Origin of the sequence: Rhodanobacter sp. C01, from assembly GCF_002001045.1 — a bacterium.
Lineage (GTDB): Bacteria > Pseudomonadota > Gammaproteobacteria > Xanthomonadales > Rhodanobacteraceae > Rhodanobacter.
Window position 1 is genome coordinate 192,478 of record NZ_MUNR01000011.1, and the last position, 22,717, is coordinate 215,194.

At 59.1% G+C, this 22,717-nt stretch carries 23 protein-coding genes; all 23 read right to left on the reverse strand.

Annotation, left to right across the window (positions count from 1 at the left end; all coding sequences use genetic code 11):
• Positions 1–71 precede the first annotated feature (71 nt).
• The 23 genes from B0E50_RS10060 to B0E50_RS10165 all read right to left on the reverse strand — a co-directional run bounded on the left by B0E50_RS10060 (position 72) and on the right by B0E50_RS10165 (position 22,700).
• Entirely contained in the window at positions 72–1,781 is a 1,710-nt protein-coding gene (locus B0E50_RS10060; protein WP_077441066.1) for a type IV secretory system conjugative DNA transfer family protein, read from the reverse strand.
• Between the two features lie 193 nt (positions 1,782–1,974).
• Positions 1,975–3,564 carry an XVIPCD domain-containing protein gene (locus B0E50_RS10065; RefSeq protein ID WP_077441067.1) on the reverse strand — a complete coding sequence of 530 codons (1,590 nt, stop codon included), beginning with the start codon at positions 3,562–3,564 and terminating at the stop codon, positions 1,975–1,977.
• Positions 3,561–4,184: a hypothetical protein gene (locus B0E50_RS10070; protein WP_139350826.1), complete on the reverse strand. Its 624-nt coding sequence runs from the start codon at positions 4,182–4,184 to the stop codon at positions 3,561–3,563. Before B0E50_RS10070 ends, B0E50_RS10065 begins: the two co-directional genes overlap by 4 nt.
• A gap of 224 nt (positions 4,185–4,408) precedes the next feature.
• Entirely contained in the window at positions 4,409–5,731 is a 1,323-nt protein-coding gene (locus tag B0E50_RS10075; protein ID WP_139350827.1) for an XVIPCD domain-containing protein, read from the reverse strand.
• A complete protein-coding gene (locus B0E50_RS10080) occupies positions 5,728–6,261 on the reverse strand; it encodes a hypothetical protein (protein WP_077441070.1) in 534 nt (177 codons plus the stop codon). The genes B0E50_RS10075 and B0E50_RS10080 overlap by 4 nt, the downstream gene beginning before the upstream one ends.
• A 73-nt stretch (positions 6,262–6,334) precedes the next feature.
• Positions 6,335–6,934, reverse strand: a complete 600-nt coding sequence (locus B0E50_RS17995) for a hypothetical protein (protein ID WP_139350828.1) — start codon at positions 6,932–6,934, stop codon at positions 6,335–6,337.
• Between the two features lie 105 nt (positions 6,935–7,039).
• The gene (locus B0E50_RS10090) at positions 7,040–7,855 is read right to left on the reverse strand and encodes a lysozyme inhibitor LprI family protein (protein WP_217343270.1); all 816 of its coding nucleotides are present in this window, start codon (positions 7,853–7,855) and stop codon (positions 7,040–7,042) included.
• A 25-nt stretch (positions 7,856–7,880) separates the two neighbouring features.
• Positions 7,881–8,201, reverse strand: coding sequence for a hypothetical protein (locus B0E50_RS10095; protein WP_077441073.1), 321 nt, complete (start codon positions 8,199–8,201; stop codon positions 7,881–7,883).
• Between the two features lie 70 nt (positions 8,202–8,271).
• Positions 8,272–8,784, reverse strand: a complete 513-nt coding sequence (locus tag B0E50_RS10100; protein ID WP_077441074.1) for a DUF4189 domain-containing protein — start codon at positions 8,782–8,784, stop codon at positions 8,272–8,274.
• Positions 8,781–9,899 (reverse strand): type IV secretion system protein, encoded by a 1,119-nt coding sequence (locus tag B0E50_RS10105; RefSeq protein ID WP_254427245.1) that lies wholly within the window; start codon positions 9,897–9,899, stop codon positions 8,781–8,783. The genes B0E50_RS10100 and B0E50_RS10105 overlap by 4 nt, the downstream gene beginning before the upstream one ends.
• 71 nt (positions 9,900–9,970) lie before the next feature.
• Positions 9,971–10,759 (reverse strand): hypothetical protein, encoded by a 789-nt coding sequence (locus B0E50_RS10110; RefSeq protein WP_077441075.1) that lies wholly within the window; start codon positions 10,757–10,759, stop codon positions 9,971–9,973.
• Between the two features lie 45 nt (positions 10,760–10,804).
• Positions 10,805–13,285, reverse strand: a complete 2,481-nt coding sequence (locus tag B0E50_RS10115; RefSeq protein ID WP_077441076.1) for a VirB4 family type IV secretion/conjugal transfer ATPase — start codon at positions 13,283–13,285, stop codon at positions 10,805–10,807.
• 53 nt (positions 13,286–13,338) lie between these two features.
• On the reverse strand, positions 13,339–13,647 hold the full coding sequence (locus B0E50_RS10120; protein WP_077441077.1) for a VirB3 family type IV secretion system protein: 309 nt from the start codon (positions 13,645–13,647) through the stop codon (positions 13,339–13,341).
• A gap of 31 nt (positions 13,648–13,678) precedes the next feature.
• A complete protein-coding gene (locus B0E50_RS10125) occupies positions 13,679–14,035 on the reverse strand; it encodes a TrbC/VirB2 family protein (protein ID WP_077441078.1) in 357 nt (118 codons plus the stop codon).
• 223 nt (positions 14,036–14,258) lie between these two features.
• Positions 14,259–15,185 (reverse strand): lytic transglycosylase domain-containing protein, encoded by a 927-nt coding sequence (locus tag B0E50_RS18470; RefSeq protein WP_174575042.1) that lies wholly within the window; start codon positions 15,183–15,185, stop codon positions 14,259–14,261.
• A gap of 57 nt (positions 15,186–15,242) precedes the next feature.
• On the reverse strand, positions 15,243–16,274 hold the full coding sequence (gene virB11 / locus B0E50_RS10135) for a P-type DNA transfer ATPase VirB11 (protein ID WP_077441080.1): 1,032 nt from the start codon (positions 16,272–16,274) through the stop codon (positions 15,243–15,245).
• Between the two features lie 14 nt (positions 16,275–16,288).
• Positions 16,289–17,449, reverse strand: coding sequence for a TrbI/VirB10 family protein (locus B0E50_RS10140; protein ID WP_077441081.1), 1,161 nt, complete (start codon positions 17,447–17,449; stop codon positions 16,289–16,291).
• Positions 17,446–18,171 carry a TrbG/VirB9 family P-type conjugative transfer protein gene (locus B0E50_RS10145; RefSeq protein ID WP_254427257.1) on the reverse strand — a complete coding sequence of 242 codons (726 nt, stop codon included), beginning with the start codon at positions 18,169–18,171 and terminating at the stop codon, positions 17,446–17,448. The genes B0E50_RS10140 and B0E50_RS10145 overlap by 4 nt, the downstream gene beginning before the upstream one ends.
• A 38-nt stretch (positions 18,172–18,209) precedes the next feature.
• Positions 18,210–19,178, reverse strand: a complete 969-nt coding sequence (locus B0E50_RS10150; RefSeq protein WP_077441083.1) for a type IV secretion system protein — start codon at positions 19,176–19,178, stop codon at positions 18,210–18,212.
• 46 nt (positions 19,179–19,224) lie between these two features.
• Complete coding sequence (locus tag B0E50_RS10155) at positions 19,225–19,662, reverse strand: hypothetical protein (RefSeq protein WP_077441352.1); 438 nt, start codon at positions 19,660–19,662, stop codon at positions 19,225–19,227.
• A gap of 38 nt (positions 19,663–19,700) precedes the next feature.
• Positions 19,701–19,961: a hypothetical protein gene (locus B0E50_RS18000; protein WP_139350830.1), complete on the reverse strand. Its 261-nt coding sequence runs from the start codon at positions 19,959–19,961 to the stop codon at positions 19,701–19,703.
• Between the two features lie 484 nt (positions 19,962–20,445).
• The gene (locus B0E50_RS10160; protein WP_077441084.1) at positions 20,446–20,802 is read right to left on the reverse strand and encodes a YraN family protein; all 357 of its coding nucleotides are present in this window, start codon (positions 20,800–20,802) and stop codon (positions 20,446–20,448) included.
• Positions 20,802–22,700 carry a penicillin-binding protein activator gene (locus B0E50_RS10165; protein ID WP_077441085.1) on the reverse strand — a complete coding sequence of 633 codons (1,899 nt, stop codon included), beginning with the start codon at positions 22,698–22,700 and terminating at the stop codon, positions 20,802–20,804. Before B0E50_RS10165 ends, B0E50_RS10160 begins: the two co-directional genes overlap by 1 nt.
• Between the last annotated feature and the right edge of the window lie 17 nt (positions 22,701–22,717).

Genomic DNA, 22,717 nt, shown 5'->3' on the forward strand with positions numbered 1-22,717 from the left:
AAGAGGTACCAGTGAATAACCAGCTCCGCTCTATTAATTTCAGAGCGATTCCGGTCTTCGCATGAATGACGTCATGACGTGGTTTTCGAGGTTCCCTGCATGGCCAGCATGGGTATCACGACCTTTGGCAGAAGGCGCGCCGTGAAATACCTGTCCTGGTAATAGCGGATCTTTTCGCACATCACCGGATGAGGTATGCCCTCATACAGAAAGACCTCCTTCTCCGTCCCCATGGCCTTCAGTTCCTGCGGCAGCATCAGGGCGCGACGTTCCTCCGAATGGCTGCGCGAGACGTCTCCACGGGTTCGCCCGCGCGTTATGTTCTGCTTGCGCACGGTGGTGTAGCCCAGCATGTCGGAGTAGTCGTTGGCATCCTGCTGCTCGCGCGGCGCGAAGACGATCTGCAGGGCGTGATTGGTGATCATGGTGCGCGAGACGTCTTTCCCGTATGTGGCGTCCAGCTGGGCCATGCTCTGGATGATGGGCAGCAGGCGGATGTTGTAGCCGGCCATGTACGCCACCGCCGAGGCGATGATTTCCACCCTTCCGATCGAGGTGAACTCATCCATCAGCAACAGGCATTGATGCTTCAGCGCCGGATTGTTCTGCGGCAATTCCTTGGTGTTCAGATTGATCAGCTGGCTGAAGAAAAGGTTCACGATAAGCCGGCTTTCTGCCAGCTTGTTCGGCTGGATGCCGATGTAGATCGTCATCTTCTTCTTGCGCACATCAGTCAGCAGGAAGTCGTCGTCGCTGGTGGCCGCATCCAGCACGGGATTGATCCATGCGTTCAGGGGTTCCTTGAACGAGCCGAGGATCGAGGCGAACGTCTCGTTCGCCTGCGACAGCAGATTGGCAAACGCGGATTGTGCGTTGCCGCTCAGGAAGGGCTGCTGGGCCAGCAACTGATAGAACTGCTTCAGATCGGAACCGTCACCGGATGAGAGCCGATAGACGGCCCCGAGCGTCGGCTTGTCCCGGAGTTGCAAAGGCACGCTCCGCTTCTCGTCGTATTCCTCCTTCTCGAACAGAAACAGCGTAAAGGCCATGAACGCATTGCGTGCCTGGCTGACCCAGAACTTCTGGTCATCCGCTCCATCCGGGTAAAGCATGGCCGCGATGCTCATCAGATCCGAAACCCGGAACGCGGGGTCTTTCGACACGTAACTGAGCGGGTTCCAGCGATGGGTGCGGCGGTCCTCGGCAAACGGGTTGAACAGGTAGATCTCCTGCCCCTGGCTGGCGCGCCAGCCGCTGGTCAGTTCGTAATTCTCCTGCTTGATATCCAGGACGACGACCGATTCCTGATATTCGAGCAGGTTCGGTACAACCACGCCGACGCCCTTGCCCGAGCGTGTCGGCGCGGCGAGTATCACGAACTGCTGCCCACTCAGCCTGACCAGCTCGCCCTTGAACTTGCCGACCAGGATGCCGTTGTCGGTTGCCTTGAACATGCCGTGCTTGCTCAAGTCCGCTGCTCTGGCGAAACGCGCATCACCGTGCAGTGACGGCTTCTTCTTTCTTGCCAGGAAGTAAAGCAAAGCCAGCCAGCCAGCCATAGGCAAGCCGAAGCCGATATAGCCCGCGGCTTTGATCCGGCCGGCATAGGCTTGTACCTGCGGCATATCCAGTGCGCGCAGATAATCCCAATAGGTATCCCATCCGAGTTGATTCGAATTCAACTTGAGGAAAAGCAGGCTCAGAAAGCCCGAAAAATATTCACCTGCCACCAGGGCGGCAAGAAGGGAGCCGCTTACCCAATACCATTTACCTTTGCTCATGGAACACTGCCCTGTGCTCATGTCCCCGAACGGGAACCGGATCTTGGAGAAGTTACGCGATTTTCGATACGTCCTGGACCACGCATCGTGATGACGGGTTGGCTGGGCAATGCGATCGCGGCATATCCGGCATGGTCCGCATGCCAGCGTTCAGTTGCCCGATCCGCGCCACATGTCGCCATGCAACCAGGTCCTACATGCCCGCCGCGGGATGGGTGTGTTGGGCCTGTTGTTCCTGGAGGTGCGAAACGGGTTGCTGCGTCTGCGCGTGCTCCTGTCTCGACGACGCTACTTGTTGCCAGGCAACGCTGCTCTGTTCAATCGGCGTATTGATCGCCTGCACAGTTTGCACATGGGCGAATTGCCGCAGCGGTGAGTTCAACTCACCCTGCACAGCAAAGGTGTGAGAGGCATCATCGCTGAGTACCGCATGATGGATCTGGCTCAATCCGTCACGTCGGGCGGCCACGACCAGGGCTGCAGCCAGATTGTCACTGTGCTGATCCGGTGTGCGTTGATGCGTGGCGTCCAGTCGATGTACGGCGCTGCGTGCCTGCTCATAGAGCGCGTGATCCGGGTGTGCAGTCTGGTCCAGGCGTGGTGAGGTGGTTGGCGATGCAGCTGGCTTGCTGTCGAACCACGAGCCCGGATGGCTCAGTGTGTTCCAGGCCTGCGAAGCGTCATTGGCCAGGGTGTGTGCTACATGTTCGGTGGCGTGGACACCCTGCGAGACGGCATGTTCTGCGGCGTGCACACCCTGCGAGATCACATGCTCGGTCGCCTGCGTGCCATGCACGATGCCTTGGCGGGTGGCTTCATAGGCATAGGAGGCTTCGACCACCACGGCCTGCGCGGCACGCTCGGCAGCATGGGCCGCCTGCGAACCTTTTTCTCCAATCACGTGAGTAACGTGCTGGGCCCCATGCTCGATAACCTGCGCACCTTCGATGATTTTCTCGCCTACCGTTATGGGCACTTCCCATGTAGCCGATAATCCCGTGCGCAAATCCAGCACATCGCTGCGGTAACGATCGATCATGCCGTGATGTGCGCGGTAGCGCGCCTCGTTTTCCGGACTGATGATCGAGTGGCCAAGGAGTTTGCTGTCGGGCACGAAATTGTCGATCCCGTGGGCGCCGAGATCGACCGCCTTGAGCGGGTTGCGCGGGGTCAAGAGGGTGCCGTCGTCGCGATAGCCTGCCTTCTGCAAGTGATCGATATCTTCCTGCGTCGCATAGATATGGACCGTGCCGAAGTGCCGACTGGCCGCGCTGACCACATCGGTGGCGCGAACATGGTCGATCACCTGATGGCCACCTTCGGGGATGCCCTGCATCAGCCCGGCAGCGCCGTAGGCATTGAAAGTCTCGCCATGCAGCCCGTATTTGTATGCGGTGATCTCGGCCAACGTGCCGCCAAGGGAGTGGCCGGTGACGGTGACGTTGAGTGGTTGGTCCCTTTCTTCGGATTTTCTTTTTGCCTCTTCGATCACGCGTTGGGTGAATGCCATGGCGTCATGGGTTTGCAGATTGGTTCCGGTGAAGACCATGCCACCATCTGTCAGAACACCGTCGCGAATGATCTGCTCCGTGCCACGATGAGCGATCACAACTTCGCCAGTATCGTCGCGCCTGTACGCGACACCCTGATAGCCCGTGACCGGGTCGCTTGTCTGATCTAGAACCTTGTAATCGACTCCGGCGATCGTGACGACTTGATGAGGCTTGTGAGTGTTGTAGGAGTCTTGGGACAGCAGGGCATAAGTTTCTGTGTCGATGCTCATAGGAAATCTTCCTTGGCAACGAGTGTGGCCGAGAACAAATGCCCCTGAAATTCGGCTTTGTAGACGGACGGGCTGGATTCGCCTGGATCAGATGGGAACATGTTTTCTTTGCCCGCGTGAGCATCGAAATAGTCGCGTTCCAAAAAATAACGAGTCGCAGATCTCTGTGCCAGGACATCAGCCTTGAACAAGCCGGGGCTGAAACCTACGTTCTTGACTTGCAGGACTGCCGTGGCAGCCACCACTTCCCAATGGCAAACGCCCAGGCCGTAGTAGTCCTCGTCTTGCAACAGGTCGACATAAAGATGTCCGGTATAGACCTTGTCGCTGATCTTGGTGAGGTCAAGTGGCACGCTGTCTTCCGGTGCAAGGGTGGCGCCACTGATGGGCTGCAGAGGTACGCACCGATCATTCGACACCTTGTACTGCACGAAGGCGGTTACCGAATCAAATGGTCCCGGGGCCCCGTCGATCGTCATGGTGATTTCGTAGCGCATTTTGGGATGCGGGTTTTGTTTGATGTCGGGCGTTTTCATGGAGGACCCACAGGCAGAAGTGATCAGAGCCAAGGACAGGATCAGGGAGGAGGTCAGGCGAGTCGGCATGGTGGTTCGGCTCATATGATCTGCTCGGTTCTTGAGGCTGCAGCGGCTGGCTGCAGACGGGACAGGGGAAAACAAGCAGGGTTGCCGGCATCGCCGTCACTAACGTACATATACATGTACATGGTTATATGAATTCCATCGTTCAATTGAGCGACACCGTTCACATTGTTCGTTGCCGGTAAGCACGTAACGAGAAAACTGATGGCGGCGTATTGATTCAAGACGGGTCACGCTCGTCGTTAAAGGTTCGGGCCGGTCTGCTGCGTGGATTGCTGTTGATTCATCGGCAGCATGTGCGGCACGAGGATGGGATGCTCCCCGGGTTGAACGGTATGCGCAGCGATGTTGCTCTGTTCGATGGGCGTGCTGACGGCCTGGGCGGTTGCCACGTCGGCAAGTTTTCTGAGTGGAGAACTGTTCTGCGCCGCGAAGGTGTGCGAGCCGTCTTCGCTGAGTGCGACCGCATCGATTCGAGTCAAACCCTGGGTCTTGGCAGCCACGGTGAGAGCAGCCGCAAGATTGGCGCTGTACTGGTCGGAGGTTCGGCCCATGCTGTTGTCGATCTTGTGCACGCCGTCGAGCGCTTGAAGGTACAGCGCATGGTCGGGGTGCGACGGATCATTCAATCGAGGTGGAGCGGTGTGCAGCGTGGCAGCCGGTGCGGGTTGTGCGGCGCCGGCCTGTGTTTGGGTCAGTGCTTCTAATCGATGCAACGTATTGGGGCCTGCCACACCGTCCACCTTCAGGTGCTGTTCTCGCTGGAATGCCTCGACTGCTTTTTTTGTCTGCGCACCGTAATCGCCATCGACCGTCAGTGGATGGCCTGACGCATCGCGATAGCTGTGTTGATTCAACAGCTCCTGCACGTGGCGATTGCTCTGGTTCGAATTTGCGTGGGCATGCACCGAGGTTTCGGTAGCGCCGGGCGCGTAGCCATGGGCGATCTTCTGGCTCCATGCTGCCGCTGCGGTCTCTCGGTCAGCCAGGCCGTTGGTGCCGCCATTGATATCACGACATGCTGCGGTGACATTCCACTGATCGTGGTTGGCAACGACGCGCGCCTCCCAGTAGTGCACAGCGATCTTGGCGGCGATCTCGCGGTTTTCCGCCAACTCTGGATGGTTGACCAGATCCAAGCCCATCTCCGTGCCGATCTGTTCGTAGTTGGCGCGCCCAGTCAGCTGGACGTAGCCACGGCCGTGATACTTCCAGCCATCGCCGGGCTCGGTGTTGCCAAGGTTCACCTTGCCCCACCGTCCGCCATAGATTTCGTTGGCGATGGCCTCTGGGCCACCAGCGGCGATCTCATTGGCCTTCTTGAGATCACTCATGCCGTTGCGACCGGGGAACACTGCCAGCAGGCGCTCGCCCGAGTAGTGGAGATTCTCGTTCATGCTCGCAAAACCACCGGACTCGACTTGCATCTGTCCCATGAAATTGCCCAGTTCCCGGTACTCCTGGATTCCGTTCGCCGTGGCGACCTGCATCAGGTAATCAGCATTGTCCTTGGATGACATGACCTGGCTTCCTCCATCAAAATCTGTGAAGAATGGTTGGATCAATGCGAGCCGGGCAGGCCGTTCACTTTAATTTGTGAATCGCTTTTCCATTTGAGCGTCGCGTCGATGACACCATCGTCCTGCGATTCGATGATCTTCGACGACTGACACTGCATCTTCTTCACGACTCCGGTATTGCCCAGTCGCTGCACGATGACACCACCATCCTGGAGGCCGGTTCCGGAAATCGAGTACACAATGTATTTGTAACCTTGCTTGACGAAGGAATAGGCGACTCCGCCCGAGGCCCCGCCGTAGACAAGGTGGGACCGCATGAATGCGCCGTCCGATGATTGACCTCTTGGAGGGTAGACCAACTCCGGTGCGGCGGATCGTCCGTAGGCATAGTAGAAATGTTTCGCATCGCCGGAGGCGCACATTGACACGACCTTTTGGTTGTTACCCAGCGGGCACGAGAAAACGACCTTGTCCGTCGAAGCACACAAGGTGTTGACTGTATCCGCTGCGAACGATGGCAGCGAATACATGCCAAGAAGGGTGGCGACTAGTGCAGTAGCGTAGTTCGGATTCATGGATTTGCTTTCCAGTGCTTGGCTTCAAGGGTCATGCATTCGAACCCAATTACTCGACGAAACGAAGTCCGCGTCACGGCTTCTGCACGACGACATCGCATTTCAGGTAGTCCTTCATGACAACAAGCCAGTGGCTGGCGGAGTCGAAGTTTGGCGCCAGGTCCGAAGCCTTTGGCTTCAGGAAAGCGTCCATGCCGTGCTGGACCATGTAGCGCGGGTAATATCTCGGCGGCCCCAGATCCAGCAGCAGATTGCATAGGTCCGAGTGTGGTTTCTCCTTCTGCAACTCCGACAGTATCTGCTCCTGAAAAACCTTCATCCTCTCCACATCAATGGGCTTGAAAGCCTGGAGCCTCAAGAGCGCGGGAGCATCGTGCGCGGTTTCGTCCGTTACCCGCAACGTATCGTATTGGCCGTAAGCTCCTGCGATGATGTACAAGGCGACTCCGTCATCGTCTTTCCCCTGCTGGATGCAAGCCGCAACGCCTGGATAGATATCGGCCGGTGTGTAGCTTGGGTTTATATTGTCCAGATTGCAGCCGAGCGGTTGTGTGGACTCAAGGTTGCCGGGCGCTTCATGGTTGGTGAGACTTGGCGATGGAGTATTTTGTGCCGGCGTTGCTGCACTGGCAGCGAGAAAAACTGCAAATATCACAGAATTGATCAGACGCACGACGATTCTCCAAGTTCCGTGGAAAGCAGGACGCTACCGCCGCTGCTGGGTCGTGATAGTGGCGTTATTCGGCATGACGTGTTCCTTGGATTCGTTCCTGGCACATCAGCCGCCGAAACACTGCCCATGAGTGAAGCCGAGCAGGGCTTTGTTTGAAGCATCCGGTGTGCTGAATAACTGCATCGCGAAATGCCCGAACATATCGTCGTTGCAGATCTCCACGGCCTTGCGCTGCGTGCCGTCCTGCAAAGTACACACGCCGCCGTAGCTGTTGTTGCTGTTTGCTGTACCCACCGGCAGGTTGATGAGACGGCTGCAGCTGATGATCTTGCCGCTCTGCTTTTGCTGCACCAAGGACTTGTTGAACGAGGCGATCCGGATGCTGGGGTCACGGTAAGTCACCACGTTCACACATGTGCCACCGTCGCCCGATGGTTCGCACGATGAATCGTCGATGACGTACTTCTCGTTGCGCCCCAGCACCGTAATGCGTGCCGTATAAGCCCGTTGGAGGCAGGCCTCGTCCTGGCAAACATCCCGTGTGTACGTAATCCAGTGATGCTGCTCTTCGATGAGTGCCTTCTTGCTGGACGGGGAGATCATCGCAAGTGCCGTCGTGTAGGTCTGTTTCAGTTTGTCGTCAAGCGTGGACGTTCCGGCATCGTTGCAGATCAGTTTTTCCGTGGCGCTCACGGCCTTGCGGCAGTCGAAGCTGGCGGAAAAAGCATGGGGTGCGACGAATAGCAGACACAGCGAAAAAAAGCAGTTTGAATGAAAAATTTTCATGACGGCAGAGTCACCGACGCTGGGGAGCAGTAAAGCCTTCTGAGTGTTCGTCGTGCTTTTGTGGTCATGAGGTTCAACCGCGGTGCGAGATGGGGAGGCGACGCGGCCTTCTTCAAACGGATTCAAAATCCACATGCGACCAGTGCAGTGCGATCATCAGTCAGGGCACCGAGCCCCACTCAGTGATGATGGCGTCGAGCAGGGCGGCGTTGGTAGCGACCTGGGCACCAGGGCAGGTCATCAGATAACTCCTGCGCAGCGCAGAGGTGGCACTCGCGTCGAAGTAGGGATCCCAGATTTGGAGACTGAAAAAGTAGGTGGTGGCCGGGGTGCAGGCGGGGCCGCCGCTGGCACCTGCACCTGAGATGCCGGCCATGCAGGTGTAGACCGCGCATGGGTCGACGCTCTGGGCATGGGTGGGAGCGCAGATCAGACTACCTGCGCCGAGGGCAATAGTGGCAAAAAGGGCGCGAAGTTTCATGGCATACCTCCGATGTATGGGCGTGTGACGTGCCTCAAGGACGGAACGAGTGCATGGGCCAAGGGTGAGGCTATTGAATTCTCACCGGCAGGCTGCAGGCGGAGTAGTAAACGTGGCAGTTGGTATCTCCGGCGTTATTGCAGGTCAACATGCCTAAATGAATTGCTTCATCTAATGACGCTGCGGCGTTTGAGCTATGTTCCGTGTGACCCACTACCATTGCGGCGCATTCATTGTCATACGCAACCTCGATTGCACACGGTACTCCCCCCTTTGCCTGGCAGTCAGTTATAGCTACTTGCTCCGCGTCGTCCTTGCTAGAGAGGTTCGTGGCTACTCCGAGATGCCCGCCAGGGCCGTCGGTTGCAATCGCCCCCCATTGGCTAGTCCATTGCGGTGGCGGTGGCGGTGGCTGAGGTTGCGCCTGCTGTTGGTTGTTGTAATAGCCCGGAGGAATGGGGACGCATGAATTGATGTCCGTGCCGCTGGCAGGAATCATTCCGGGTGGGCAGCCGCCCTCAGCATGGGCCATCTTGCCCAATAGCAAGAGCAGTCCGAACAATAAGCAGCGGTAGTCTTTCATCGTGCACCTCCCGTTGTCGGTGGTGTGGGTGCCGGTCTGATGGCATCGGCGTAAACAGAGGTGGGCGCACCTGAAAGGCGTGTGGTGGCGCCAGGATTGCCATAGGCATCGCCACCTGAACGAGATCCAAGATTGGCGGACTGCGCCGTACTTGATGCTGGTGGTGCGTATCCCCCCCCACCATATCCACCATACCCATACGACCCCGGCGGTTGCCCCTGTGGCCCCGGTCGACTGATCATGCCACCGGCAAAGGGCGAGAAATGCATGAACTGACCTACGGTGCCTTGGAAGAACATGGCCGCCATCGGAGGCGTGGAGATGATCAGCACGGTCATCAGCAGGCCGATTCCGCCTTGCTGCATCGACTGGTTGGTGAAACCTTCGGCGCCCATACCGGTGATGCCGTTGATGATGCTGGATGCCCACAGTGCCTCGGCCACCTTCAGGGTGAGTTGCAGTACCAGCGAGCTGATAAAGGCCAGTACGCCCATCGAAAACAGCGTGCCAATACCGTAGAGCAACCACTTCTGGAACAGTCCCTTGGTCTGCTCGAAGATAAGGCACATGATGAACAGCGGGGCCAAGCCGATCACCAGGGCCAAGGTGATCTCGTAGAGCAGCAGCATGGCGGCCGCGGCCATGGGCGGGCTGGCAGTTCCGAAGGTGGCGAAGGCTTGGGCACGAGCCTTGCTGGCGGCGCTTTCGCTGTCGCCTGGGGGCACCTGCACAGTGTCGATAGCGGCCATGGCCAGCTGGGTCTCGGCGAGGTTCTGATCGATGGTTTGGGCCAGCGTGGTGTCGTCGCCGGTAAACAGCTGATTGATGTCGGTGCTCAGCTCGGTGGTGACGAGTGTATGCAGGTTGGGACCGACCACGCCTATAGCGGTAGCGACGGTGACGATCACCACCACCCGCACCATGTTGGACACCAACCCCATCATCGATTCGCGCGACTGGCCGGTGATCATGCGATAGCCTTGGATCATGATCCAGATGGTGACCAGCACCAAGGCGATAGCCGTCATCCAGGACGTTACAGCGCCCATCAGGTTGGCCCCGAAGCTGTCGATCCTGCTATGAAGCCAATTGTAGATAAGGACGAAGTAAACCATGGTGCTCGTGATCCCCTGCGAAGTCGCGGAACGCTCTATCGATCTGTCCCGCTGCTAATCCGCTGTTTGTGTCAGTGGAATGCCGCTGCGAATGCCGACGCTTGCACCACATTGCCCAATACGGTGTTGCTACCATTCAGGGCCACTTTTGCCAGAATGCCTTGCTGCTGCTGCAACGTAGCAATGACAGCGTCATCTTTTGCCATCTGGCTTTGCCAATCCACCATCTCCGAGGCAATCTGGTCGTTATGCGCCGATGCATTTGCAGCGATCCGGTCTGAATCACCTTGTGAGGTCATACTGCCTAGTTTGGATGTGATCTGCTGCAGCTCCTGACCGAACTGCTGGGTATCGTTGACCACTTTGACTGTTGCGTTGTATTTGTGGACTTGGGCCAGCACGATCTGCGCACAGATGTTTTGTTGGGTGGTAGTGATGGACTGGCTGAAGGACGATGTGACAATGGATGTCATGTCGCCCAATATGCCGCCCCCACCGGCCCCAGGGCAGGACTGCTGAATGAGATTGCTTGCATCTGTGATTTGCTGAAGCTGTCCACCAGTGAGATTGATACCTCCAGTGGCCAAGCCTTGGATGGACGTGAGCATCTGCTCGTACTGCTGCACTTGTTGTAAATATTGTTGGATCTGTTTTTCGTACTGCAAGCCCTGTTTGACGTATTGCGACACGGTTTGCGCCAACTGCGATTTGAAGCCTTCCTGATTGGAAGCAATGGAGGACTGGTCGGTAACAAGGACTTGGGCGCTGGCGGTGCCAGTGAAAAGCCCGGCCGAAAGAGCCAGTGCAATGGCGATATGGCGTGTGCATGAGGGCGTCGGGCGAATAGGCGAGTTGGTCATGGCTGATTCCTCTCGTACTTGTCGTAGGTAGGTATGACGAACGGGTTAGCGCGCCGCTGTGCGCGTGGTGCTGCTGATGGACGGCGGCTTGGGTCTGGACTTTCCGCTGCCCTTGCGGTTTTCATAGAAATCGTTGATCCACTGCTCTGGTCGCAACTCGTCCACTGATACGCCTTCTGCCGTTGCGCGATGGCGCATCACCTCGTGCATGATCTCGATGTTGTCGGTAGAGGCGGAGATCACGGCGAGGGCATCGTCCATGCCGCGCAGATTCAGCTGGCATACCGAACTGGCATGACCCTGCTTGACTAGGAAGCAGCGCGAGCGTTCGTCCAAACTTACAACGACTTGGTACTCGGCGTCTGTCAGCTTCAGCCCACCGACGTAGTCCTCGCGGCTGGCGTTGGGGTTGGGTAGCAGGATCATCGTGGCGGTCTGCTCGATCAGCGAGGCTGCGATGTCGCTGGCCAGGGCGTCTTCCGGACTCTGGGTGGCGAAGATGCCCAGGCCGTTCTGTTTGCGGATGGTTTTTTGCTTGTTCTTGGCGAATTCCTTCAGGCCGCCCTTGCCATCGAGGATCTTCCAGAACTCGTCCATCACGTAGATCAACGGACGACCGTCAATCAGTGCCTCCAGCCGGTGCAGCAGGTAGTTGATCACCGGCACACGCACTTCCGGGTTGTCGATGATGTCGGTGTAGTCGAAGCCGATGATGTTGGCTTTTTGCAGGTCGATGGTGTCGACCGGGTTGTCGAACACCCAGCCCAGCGAGTTGCCCGCAGTCCACTTGCGCATGCGGATGAATAGGCCGTCATCGCCCATGTTGGGCAGGCTCTTCTGGAAGTTGGTCATGTTGCGCAGGCGCATCGGCGTGTCGAGCATGTTCTCGACGGCGCGGAAGATGTCCTCTTCCTCGCGCGAGCTGTAGACGCTCTTGCCGGCAAGCACCTTGATCAGCTCGGCCAGGAACTGGGTGTTGGCTTCGTTGCGTTCGCAATGGAACGGGTTGAACCCGGTGGGTTGGCCGTTTTCCAGTGCCAGGTAGTTGCCGCCACAGGCGCGCACGAAGATCTCGGCACCACGATCCTTGTCGAAGAAGAAGATGGTGGGCGATGGGGTGAGTTTTTGTACCTGGCTGAGCAGGAAGTTGATCAGTGCGGTTTTGCCGGTGCCGGATTTACCGATCACCATGGTGTTGGCGATGGCTTTTTCGCCGAGCGAGTTCTCCGCCGGGTGAGTGGCGTGGAAGTTGAAGTAGTAGGCCTGCCCGTTGGTGGTCTGCAGGGTGGTGACATGATCGCCCCAGGGATTGTTCTCTTTCTTGCCGGTTGCGAAGTTATGCAACGGCGACAGGCCCAGGAAATTGAGCGAGCTGACATTGGCCAGTCGGGTACGGTATTTCCAGTTGGCGGGAAGCTGCGAATAGAACGAGGCGGTGACAGCCAGATCCTCCTTCACCGAGACGAAGCCGGCGTTGGAGAGTTCAGCGCGTGTCGTCGCGATCTGCTGGGAGAGTGCTTCCTGGCTGGGTGCATAGACCGCGATGGTGAAATGGTATTCACCCAGCACGAAATTGCCCGAGGCGAGCTGGTCCATGGCCTGGTCCAGCTCGGCGATCTGGCTGAACGCCTTGTCGCCCGAGGAGATCATCATGCCCTTCGTGCGGTCCAGCGCCTTGAGCGCATCCTGCCGGCCCATCGGGCTGAACGAGTGGGTGACGACATACTCGAAGTCCAGGTACTTCAGCCCGTTGAGGATGCCTGGGTAGGTGCCATCGGTGTATTCCTTGATATTGAGGATGGCGCCGAACTGGTTGATGCCGTCTGGTGTGGTGATGACGAAGTCGCCGGTCTTGGCAGAGAAGCGCTGCTTGCTCACGGGCAGGTAGTTGTAGACCGGTGCGGGCAATACCGGTACCGGCTCGTCGATGCGGTTGAGCAGGTAGCCGAAGAACTCCAGTGTCTCGGAGAACACGACGCCGTTGCTGGCTTCGTACATGCCCAGTCGATAGGGCGCGTAATCCTTCAATACTGCCTCGACGTTGCCGGCCAGTTCCAGGATGGTGGTGATGGCCTGCAATTGTTCAGACTCCAGCCGGGCGATATCGCTCGATTTCTCGGCGAAGCGCTTGCCACTGACCACCGGGCGGTAGATCAGGGTGAGGTAGAGCTCGTTTTGCATCAGCTTCTGTGCGGACAACGCCTCGTAGTAGGAGTCCGACATGCTCTGGTTGAACGTCTGCGCGAACCGGCTCTTTTCTTTCAGCTTTCGCCGACGACGCACGTCATGCACCCAGAACGCCACGTTGACGAAGTCCGGTGCGCGTAGGGTCTGCAGCATGCGGTTGAACGTGTTGTGACGATGCTCGAGGTCCCACTCTTCCCGCCCCACGAAGGGCAGACCACCCAGCCGCCATGTCATCAGAAAATCACCGCCCGTTGTCTTGAGCACGGTCGGCGACACGTGGGTGGACAAGGGGATGAATTCGCCAATGGCGGTGTCGGGAACGAAACTGGGTTTTGGCATGATCTTGATCCGGATCGACGCCCTGGCAGGGGTGCCAGGGCGTCTTGATGGGCTTACGACTTTTCTTTTGACTGGCCGCGATAGCTGTTGGGAGTGAACACCCACATGCCGTCGTTTTCCTGCAGGTTTCTCACCCTGGTTCGGAACTGCAGGCGCAGCCCGAGCAACCGGAAGATCATTTCGTCGCGACGAGCCATCTGGCGCATCACGAAGATCACCGGCGGAATGAGCAGCAGGTAGAACAAGTTGAAATACATCGACAGCAACAAGCACCCGCCCGCCACCAGGAAGAACGGCACGTAGGGCACACCGAGGAACATAGGCGGGCGGGTACAGCCGCGGAACAATGCGTTTTTATGCATGGTGATTTAGTGTGCGTGCCATCGGGCTTGTTTAGCAGGCGCCGCTACCGGCACTGGTCTTCAGGAACATGCTGGCAATCTGACCAGCAGCGCCGATGAGGATGCCACCGATCAAGACGGGCGCCACATCGGAAATGCGCTTGTGTGCAAAGGCGATCTGGTAGCCAGCGAAAATCACCGCGATGGTCACCACGACGATCGAAAGTGCATTCAGAATCGATTTGATATTGGTGGCAAAGCCGCAAGTGGTAGTGATGGTCTCAGTGGCGTCCTGACCAAACGCAATGCTGGGAACGATCAGTGCGAGGAGCACGGCCAGATACAGGAACATGCCCAGACGGGCGCGGCTGGCGTTGCAGATGCTGTTGGTAATCAGGTTCGGTGTCATCTTGGGCTCCTTGTGGATGATTGAAACAGTTGCGATTGATTGGTGGTTGCGGCTATCTGGTGATGGCCACGTCAAGCTCGACTGCGTTGAACGCAGTGCGTTTCACTCGGGATGCCTCGAAGGGTTCGAGGCACGGCTGCGGCCAAGTGGCCGTCGGGGGCAGGTGCCGGAGGTGCCTGCCAGCGAGACAGGGCGCGTGTGCGGCAAATAGCAGGCCCTGTTCTCAGAATACGAACGCGGCATCGCGACTCTCCTGGCGCAGATCGGCCTTGTCGGCAGCTGGTTGTGAAGGGCCTGACGTTGCCGCAATTTGCGCCGACTCGGTTGGAGCAGCCGGCGCAGACGTCGAGGGTGGATCGTTCGGGCCGCGTACTTGCGGCACGAAGATGTCGGCCGCTGCGGCAGTAGTGGTCGCGCTCGCTGCCTCAGTCGCAGTCGGCTTGGGTATGGTGGCGATGGGGGCCGGTATCGTTGTTGCGGCGGGTGCCGATGCAGCCTGCGGCTGCGTCGCGGTTTGCGCTGTGTCATTCGCTCCGTGTACCAGTGCAGCGGCGACGGGAACCGTAGCTGCAAGCGCCGTATCGAGAACCACGCTGCGCAACGCCACGCGATAGGCGGAACTATCTGCCGGCATGATCGTCATGTTCACCTTGCTGCCGCTGCGAGGCTCATTCGGCGTGGCCAGCAGAGGTATCGCCTCGGCACGGTTGCCGTCGGCGACGTTCGCGCTGCGATTGATCGAGTCGTACACTTTCTGCACATAGCCGTCGCGGTAGCCAGTGACGAAATTGCCCGAGTAGTAGCAACTGAACGCTTTGCCCCAGTCGCCACCCGAGCTGGCGTAGCAGGCAGCGAGGATGCGCGCACCGGCCGCCAGATTGGGGCAGACCTCGAATGCTTTTTCATAGGAATCGAGCCCGTACCTGCCGAGGTTGGTACGGTTCACCTGGGCTACGCCCAGCGAATAGTTGTAACCCTTCGCATCGAGCATCTGCACGGTGGCCACGGCTTCGCCCAGGTTCTGCGGCTGACGCATCAGCTGACCACCGACCACGCCGATGGCATAGGGGTTGGAACCGGATTCAACATGGACGATGTGCTGCATCACCTCGGCCGATACGGCAAGGTTCTGGCATGCCATCAATTCCATTCCGGTAAACATGTTGCGAGCCCCTGTATCGGTATGCGCGTAGCGTGAAGGTGTTGGTCAACCCGCGGAAAAACTGCGGGCGGGATCGAAATCGATACCGGTGATGCAGCGGCGCCCGGCATGCGCCTTGATGTGCACGACGATGTCGATGGTCATCATCAGCAGACGCTTGATGGTGGCGAACTCCAGCCCGGCGCCTTCGGTGGATGCCTTTACCATCAGCGCGAGCTGGTCCCAGGTCTGTTCCGTGCTGCCCGAATGGCAGCTGGTGATCGAGCCCGGATGACCCGAGGCGCAATTGCGGATGAAGTAGAACGATTCGTCGCCGCGCAGCTCGGCCAGGATGATGCGGTCCGGCTTCATGCGCAGGCAGGCTTCCATGCAGCTCTTGGCGGTGACGTTGCTGGCACTCTGACCGCCCTTGGAATAGAGGAGGTGCACCACATTGGGCTGCTCGATGAACAATTCGCGCGCATCTTCGATGGTCACCAACCGCTCGTCGGCGGGAATATGGTGGACCAGCGATTTCATGAAGGTGGTCTTGCCGCTGCCAGTGGCGCCGGAGACCACGATGTTCTTCTTGTTGAGCACCGCCTTCCTGAAGAAGTCGGCATAACGACGGGTTGCACGCAAATCCAGCAGCTCGCGGTCGGATTCGCTGATACCGTGACCGACCTCGAGAATTTCGTCGAAGAAGCCGTCCTGCTGATATTGCTCGAGTGTCTTCATCTGCCTGGAAGGCAGGCGGATGGTGATCGACACATGCTGCGCTTCGCAGGCCGGCGGAATGACGAATTGCGCGCGCTGACCGGTAGGGAAGGTCAGCGATACCACCGGGTCGGTATCGGTGATGCGTTGGCCGGTGTTGCTCTCGTTGACGACGGCCGTACAGAACTGGCGGGCGCGCTCGAACGTCAGCGCCGGGACTTCCACCCGGCGCCAGGCGCCGCGGCTTTCCAGATACAGCTCACCGGGGCGGTTGATGCAGATCTCGGTGACATCCGGCGAAGCCATGAACTCACGCACGCCCAGCACCTCATACTGGTAGTCGAGGAATTCGTTGGAAACCTGGGCAACGAGATCTTCCATGGCTTACAGGGCGCTCATGATCCGAAACGGGCCACGACACCACTGAAGTCCACATCCTTGGCGACGTAGACGTAGATGATCGTGCCCTGATTGATCGTTATCGTCGGCAAGCGGTTGGCGGAGGCAGCGACTGCCTGATTGGAAAGGTTCTGTACCGTCTGGGCTGTGTTGCTTTCAAATGGCTCTTGCGTCACCACACCATTGGTGATGGTGGTGCTTTTCGGCCCATGCTCGGCGGCCTCGTACTTGAAAGCATCGCTGAGCATGCTGATCAGCAGTGCCGAACTGATGCGCTGGGGCCAGTGGGCGTCGTAATGACCGGGAAGGCCAGCGCCGCCCAGATTGTCGATGCCCGGACTGGCCATGTTCACGTCGATGCCGGTTGGGGTGATGATGCGGTCCCATACCACCCCGACGCGCCGTGCAGTCGCCACATCTCCATCGCGCTGGTAAGAGCCAAGTATTTTGGAGCCTTTGGGCAAAAGCAGGCGGTGACCGTTGAATGAATAGACCGGTTCGGTAACCAGACACGTGGTGAAACCCGGGACGTCCGACACGATATGTGTTTCGAGCACGCAACGGATATAGGTGCCTCGCTGCATCAACGTATCGGGATGGGTCAGTGGCTGTGCGCTGGTGATGTTTGATGCATCAATGCCCGCGACTTGCGGCCCCTTGGCTTGTTGTGATGGCTGGGCAGTAGGTGCCTCCTGCTGGCCGACGGCGGCAGCGTCATCGCTGACAATTCGTCGCTGCAGAAGGCTTGCTTCGCGTGATACTTGCGGAGTCGGCGCGGGAGGCGGTGTCTGTGTTGGCAGCGGAGGCAGGGGCTGCTGTGCGAGTGGAATGGGTTCGGGTTGCCGCTGCGGCAACGGCGGCAGTGGCACTGGGCGAGGAGCTTCGGCCACGGTTACCTTTTCTTCGCGTGGCTTGGGCGCCTCGCTGCGCTTGCCGGCGCTGCTGATCATCCAGTACGCGACGAACAGCAGGAGCACCACCACTGCCCCCAGAAGAAGCAATGCACGCTGGTTCATGCGCCTGAGGTCGTTGGACCTCAACTGGGGCGCAGCTGCATCCAGGTCGGGCGCAGCTGAGCGCTGATACTGGGTGGAGTAAGGATTGTTGGCCAGTGGATCGGTGCCGTCGCCAGGGTGATTGGGAGTGTTGGTGCTCACTTTTGGGTGTTCCTTCGCAGACCCACGACGTTGTCGCCGTGGCGAATGACCAGATAGGAATACGTGCCATGGACGATGATCGTGTTGCCTTCCACCGTCGTGTTGACCAGCGAGTCCTCGCCATGTTCGGTCTCGCGCATGAAGACCGCGGGGAAATCCCCGGTCGGGAATTGCTTCATGTCGCTCATCTTTATGTAGGTGAAGCGGCCATCGTCATAGACATTGACGGGCACCAGCCAGGGTGCGTTTTTGCTTTTCGTCGCATAGTCATAATTGAAGTTGTAGCTGCGCCCGGCGACCAGCGCCGTGCTCTGCGCAGACACGTCGGCTTCTTTTTTCAATTCTTTCGAGAAGCTGGCATCGGCCGGATACGTGAAGACGATCTTGTATTCGACGCCCGCGCGCTTGGCCTGATCCAGGGTCTTCCAGTCGGTGGCCACGACCTTCAGCTCGAAGATGTAGGAGTGGGTGGCCGTGCGGATCATCATGTTGGTATCCACATCGACGTTCTTGGGCTTGAGATAGAACACGTTCTCGCGCCTGGTGAGTTCCCAGCCGCCACTGAAACCCGTGCTGTAGTCCAGGATTTTCTCGTTCGGGCTGAGCTCGATCTGTGTGGTGATGCCGAGACCAGTGCGTACCGGGTAGATACGGTCCGGCTGGTATTCGTATTGCTCCACGACCTGCGCGTGCACGGGAGTCGGAATGCTGGCTGCCGCCATGCACAAGACTGCCGCCAGGCCCCATAGGCTTGGTCTGTTCATGGGTGACCCACTCCAATTGCGGAATTTCCTGGCGCCTGTGCGGGCCGTGCCACGGGCGCAGCGGGCGCCGTGCCGGCGCCGCCGGGTTGCTGTTCGGGAACAGGCGATGGGGGAATCGGATTCGACAGGGGCAGCCCGGCATTTGAAGATGCGGCCGAGGCTGGGCCATCTGGAGCTGGCTGGGCCGGATTCTGCGCGCCTGGCGGAGCAAGCGGCGTCCCCTGGATTTCATCCGGCGCAGACGATGCGTAATCATTGTCCACACGATAATCGGTTACCCAGAAACCCAGCGGGTTCTCGATCCGGCTCTGGTCGTCCATCTCCAGATTCGTCTTGTAAGTGAATGCCATGGTTGCGATCTTGTTGTCCATGGGATGGGTCACGCCGGTCAGCTTGTCGTAGAGGCTGCGCTGAAAACGCACGGTGGCGCCCTTGGGAGTTACGCCGGGACCGCCGCCAAGCAGGACGATGCTCAGCAGCTTGATACGTATGGCCTTGTCCTTGCCGTAGGTCTTGTAGAGGCTGTCGGGGTTCTGCGGTGAGTAAAGGTTTGTATAGGCGGCTTTGACCCCGGACGAGGACATGGTCTGCACCGTGGCCCAGTCGTGCAGATTCAACATCGCCACGTCGTAGGATTCGCGTGCCATCACGAAGTGGGCGACATTGCTGCGATTGATGGCTTCGCTGGAGCTGATCCTGCGGTTGCTCATGTCTTCCGTGAGCTGGGCCACCGTGCTGGTGCCGGTGTAGGCATCGGCCATGACGAGGTAAGGCACTTTCTGCTTGAGCGGAAGCATGAAGAAATAGCCGCCCGCAAGGATCAACGCCATGGTGATGGCGGAAAACGCGACCCACCATGCACGGCGTTCGCTGCGTTTGGCGATATCTGCAATGGTCAACTCGAAGTTGACGGACTTGCCGACGGTTTCGTCAACGCGGCGGCTGGATGATTTCCTGTCGGCCATCAGTGAAAGCCCACACTGGCTGTCAGACCATGGGTTCGTGTCTTTTTCATTTGCTGCTCTTCGGGGTAGCAGGTTTCGATGTTTCGGATGCGCCGTTGTCAGTCGTCGCAGCAGGGCTGATGGCAGAGGCCGGCTCTACCAGGATCTGTCGGTCATTGGCGACGACGAAAACACCTTGTGCTGCATAAATGGAGTTCAGTTGCGCGGCGGCGGACTGGATATCCGGCGTACGGATTCCGGAAACCGGTTTGTACAGGGTGACGTCGAATGCCAGCTGGTAGGACAGGCCTCTGCCGGAGTCCTTCGCCCAGCGTGTGAGCATGGTCTTGAGCGTCTCGTCCATCGGCGAGGCGTAAAACGTATAGGTCGGATTCAACGGTATTTCGGCAGGTTGATCCCGGAATTGATTGACCGGTTTCCAGGGGCCGCCGAAGTTCTTCGCCGGTGGTGTCCCGCAGCCTGCCAATGCAAGAGACGCAAGCATCAGGGCACCGCCCAGGGTTCGGTTCAAGGAATCCTTGTTCACTGGTTTGTCCGCGGGAGAGGAATTGAAATGACCGGGTTCGCGATGAAAGAAACATCCGCGATGTCATCAGGCAGGCCAAGGTCACCGCCGCTATTGGCAGTGTCGAATGGGCGCGTGTCTTGGTGTTGCAACAAATGCTGTAACAAATCTGAGTCGGATGCGCGAATCTGCTCGACCGGATATCTGTCGGAACTCCCTGTTTCATCGCAATCAGGGTGGGGAAGGAAGGCTCCCGCACGCCAAAGTCTCGATTCCATTCACGCTCCTTGTCCGGATGGCTCGGCAAACAGCGCCCCCGAACTTGATTCGACACGACGTGGAGTACAAGCGGAAACTTGTGCTCCAGTCCATGCATCCATCTTGCTTGTGCCCCTGTGCCGCCAGCTCATTCGTTCTTCGCGGCGACTGCCTCGATGGTGTCATGCAGAAAATGAAAGTTTCTGCCAAACGCGTCTCAAATTTTCGAAATGAAAATGTACGGCAAGCCCTTCATGTTTTTCAGTAGGGTCTCACTCGAAGATGACGATTGAAGTACGCTGTTTAGTGTAGGCCGATGCCTACATGCGAGCTTGATGATGGAGTGACGACGTCACTCGCGTATCCGTGGTCGAGGCGGGTAACGTAAGCCAACGGTCGCATGGCAGAGTTGTCAGGGACCACAGGGATTTTCGCTTCAACGTTGGGCCGATCAGGACGATTGCGGTTGCCTTGATACAAGCGATACTTCGTTGGAAGTTTGCATCAACCCGCGTCGAATGCGCTTCGCAACCACTCGCCATGCGCCGCATCAGGTGGCCCGTCATAACTCATCACATCGAAGCGGCAGGGGCGTCGCGCGTGTTGCGGATGGGCAGCGAGCCAGTGCTGCGCAGCGAGGATCAGTCTGGCCTGCTTGCTGGCGGTGATCGATGCGATGGCGTCGCCGTGACTGGCGCTGCGGCGATAGCGTACTTCGACGAACACGACGGTGTCGCCATCACGCATCACCAGATCCAGTTCGCCGTGGCGGGTGTTGTAGTTGCGTGCCAGCAGGGTCAGTCCGGCGCGTTCGAGTTCGACGCAGGCGCGTTGCTCGAAGGCGTCGCCGGCGGCGCGCATCAGCTGGGGATGACGCCGCTCGACGAAGCGCTTGCCGGCGCAGAGCTGGCTGGTTCGGGTGCGGTGTTGGCGGGTGGTGCGCTGGATGGCACATCATCCGTTTGCAGGCTGCCGCTCAGTGGTCGTGCCAGGCCATCCTGGAATTTCGCCCAGATCAGTACGCGGCGGATGCGGCCGAACTGGTCGGCGGTGAGTTGGCCGCTGGCGCCGGGCATGTAACTGCCCGGGTGAGTGCGCAGCCAGTCGAGATATGGCACCAGGTTCCACGCGTCCATGCCGAACGCGAACAGACGCGCGGCGCCTCCGTTGGCTGAGGGCAACTGGGCGGCGATGTCGTCGTGGTTCGGCAAGCCCGGTTGAGCGTCAAACAGCCACGGTGCGTCGCAGAACTCCACGCCGTCGAGATCACGATTCGCGGTGGCGTCGTCGCTGCCGGCGTAGACATGCGAAGTGGCGAATACCGGCAGGTGGATGTTCGCGATCTGCAGTTGCGGTATCAGCATGCGTGCCTGGTTCGGCCGCATGCTGATGAAGATGCCGGTGTCGTTGCCTGTATCCGTGTCCGCTGGTGTTGGTGCGGTGGCGCCGGCAGCGGGGGCGGGATTGCCATGGGGAATGTTGAGCCCGCTGACTGCATTGGTGAAGCTGGTCAGGGTCACCATGCCGTCGAGCTGGCCGCCGCGGGCTGCCAGCTCGGCCTTGAACGCCGTGGCGGCGCGCTGCGCGAAATCGTCGTTGGAGACGAGTACGTAGGCATGATGCAGGCCGCGTTCGATCATGTGGTCGGCGGTCTGGGCGCCTTCGGTCTCCGGCAACAGGCCGAATTCACTGGTGCCACTGGCGGGCAGCTGGCGGTCGTCGGGATGATTGAGTGCCAGCAGCGGCACCGGCAGCTGCGTCTGGCCGAAGATGGCGGAGACTTCACCACGGGTCAGCGGGCCAACCACCAGGTTGGCGCCGTCGCTGACTGCCTGCTGGTAGGCCTTGACGGCGCCATCGGCAGTGCCTTGACTGTCATACACGCGTACTACCGGACGTGGTGCATGATTGCGTCCTGCATCGAGGTAGGCGGCGAAGAAGCCTTCACGGATCGGTGTGCTTGCGGCCGCGTAATTGCCGTCGCTGGGCAGCAACAGGGCCAGTTGGGCAGGCGCCTTGTAGCCTTCGCGCACGTTCGCGTTGGCACCGGGCAGCAGGGTGCCGACGGGTTGCTGCAGTTCCGGTTGTGGACTCGCCACAGCGACGCCTTGCCGACTCAGCGCCTCGTTGACCCACGGCAGCATGCGGTCGCCGGGTTTCATCGCGGCGGCGCGCTGCTTGAGCGAATCGACGTTCACCTTGCCGAGCAGGTCGAGGATCTGCCGACGGTTCTGGGTGTGATCGAAGCCATTCAGCTGGTCATCCATCTGCACGCGGGTACGTGCCGCGCCCCAGTTGTCGCCGCTGGCCTGCATGGCGCGGGCGCGCAGTTCGAGGAAGCGCAGTTGCATGCCGGCCGGCACCGTGACATTCGGTTGTGTGGTGAGTTGCAGTGCGGTTTGCGCATCGTGCTGGTTGAGCGCCAGCTCGGCGCGCAGCAGGTCGAACTGCAATGGCTCGTCGCCACTCAGTCGCTGGCGCTTGATGCTGTCCAGGGTGGGCCCGGCGCGTTCGATCTGGCCTTCCTGACGCCACGCTTCGGCAGCCTGCAGGCGATAGCTGTCGGCTTGGCTGGAGGATTGCGTGGCCAGCGTCAGGTAAGCCTGCGCGGCTTGGTCGAACTGACCTTGCTGCATCAGGTTGGCGGCATTCTGGGCAGCTGCGATTTCCGCCGGCGAGCGCTGGACGTTCATCGGCACGCAGGCGGCCAGCACAAGGGCAAACAGCAATCCAGTCGTGGCGGTGCGCATGAGGCGCATGGGAGATCCCTTGTTCG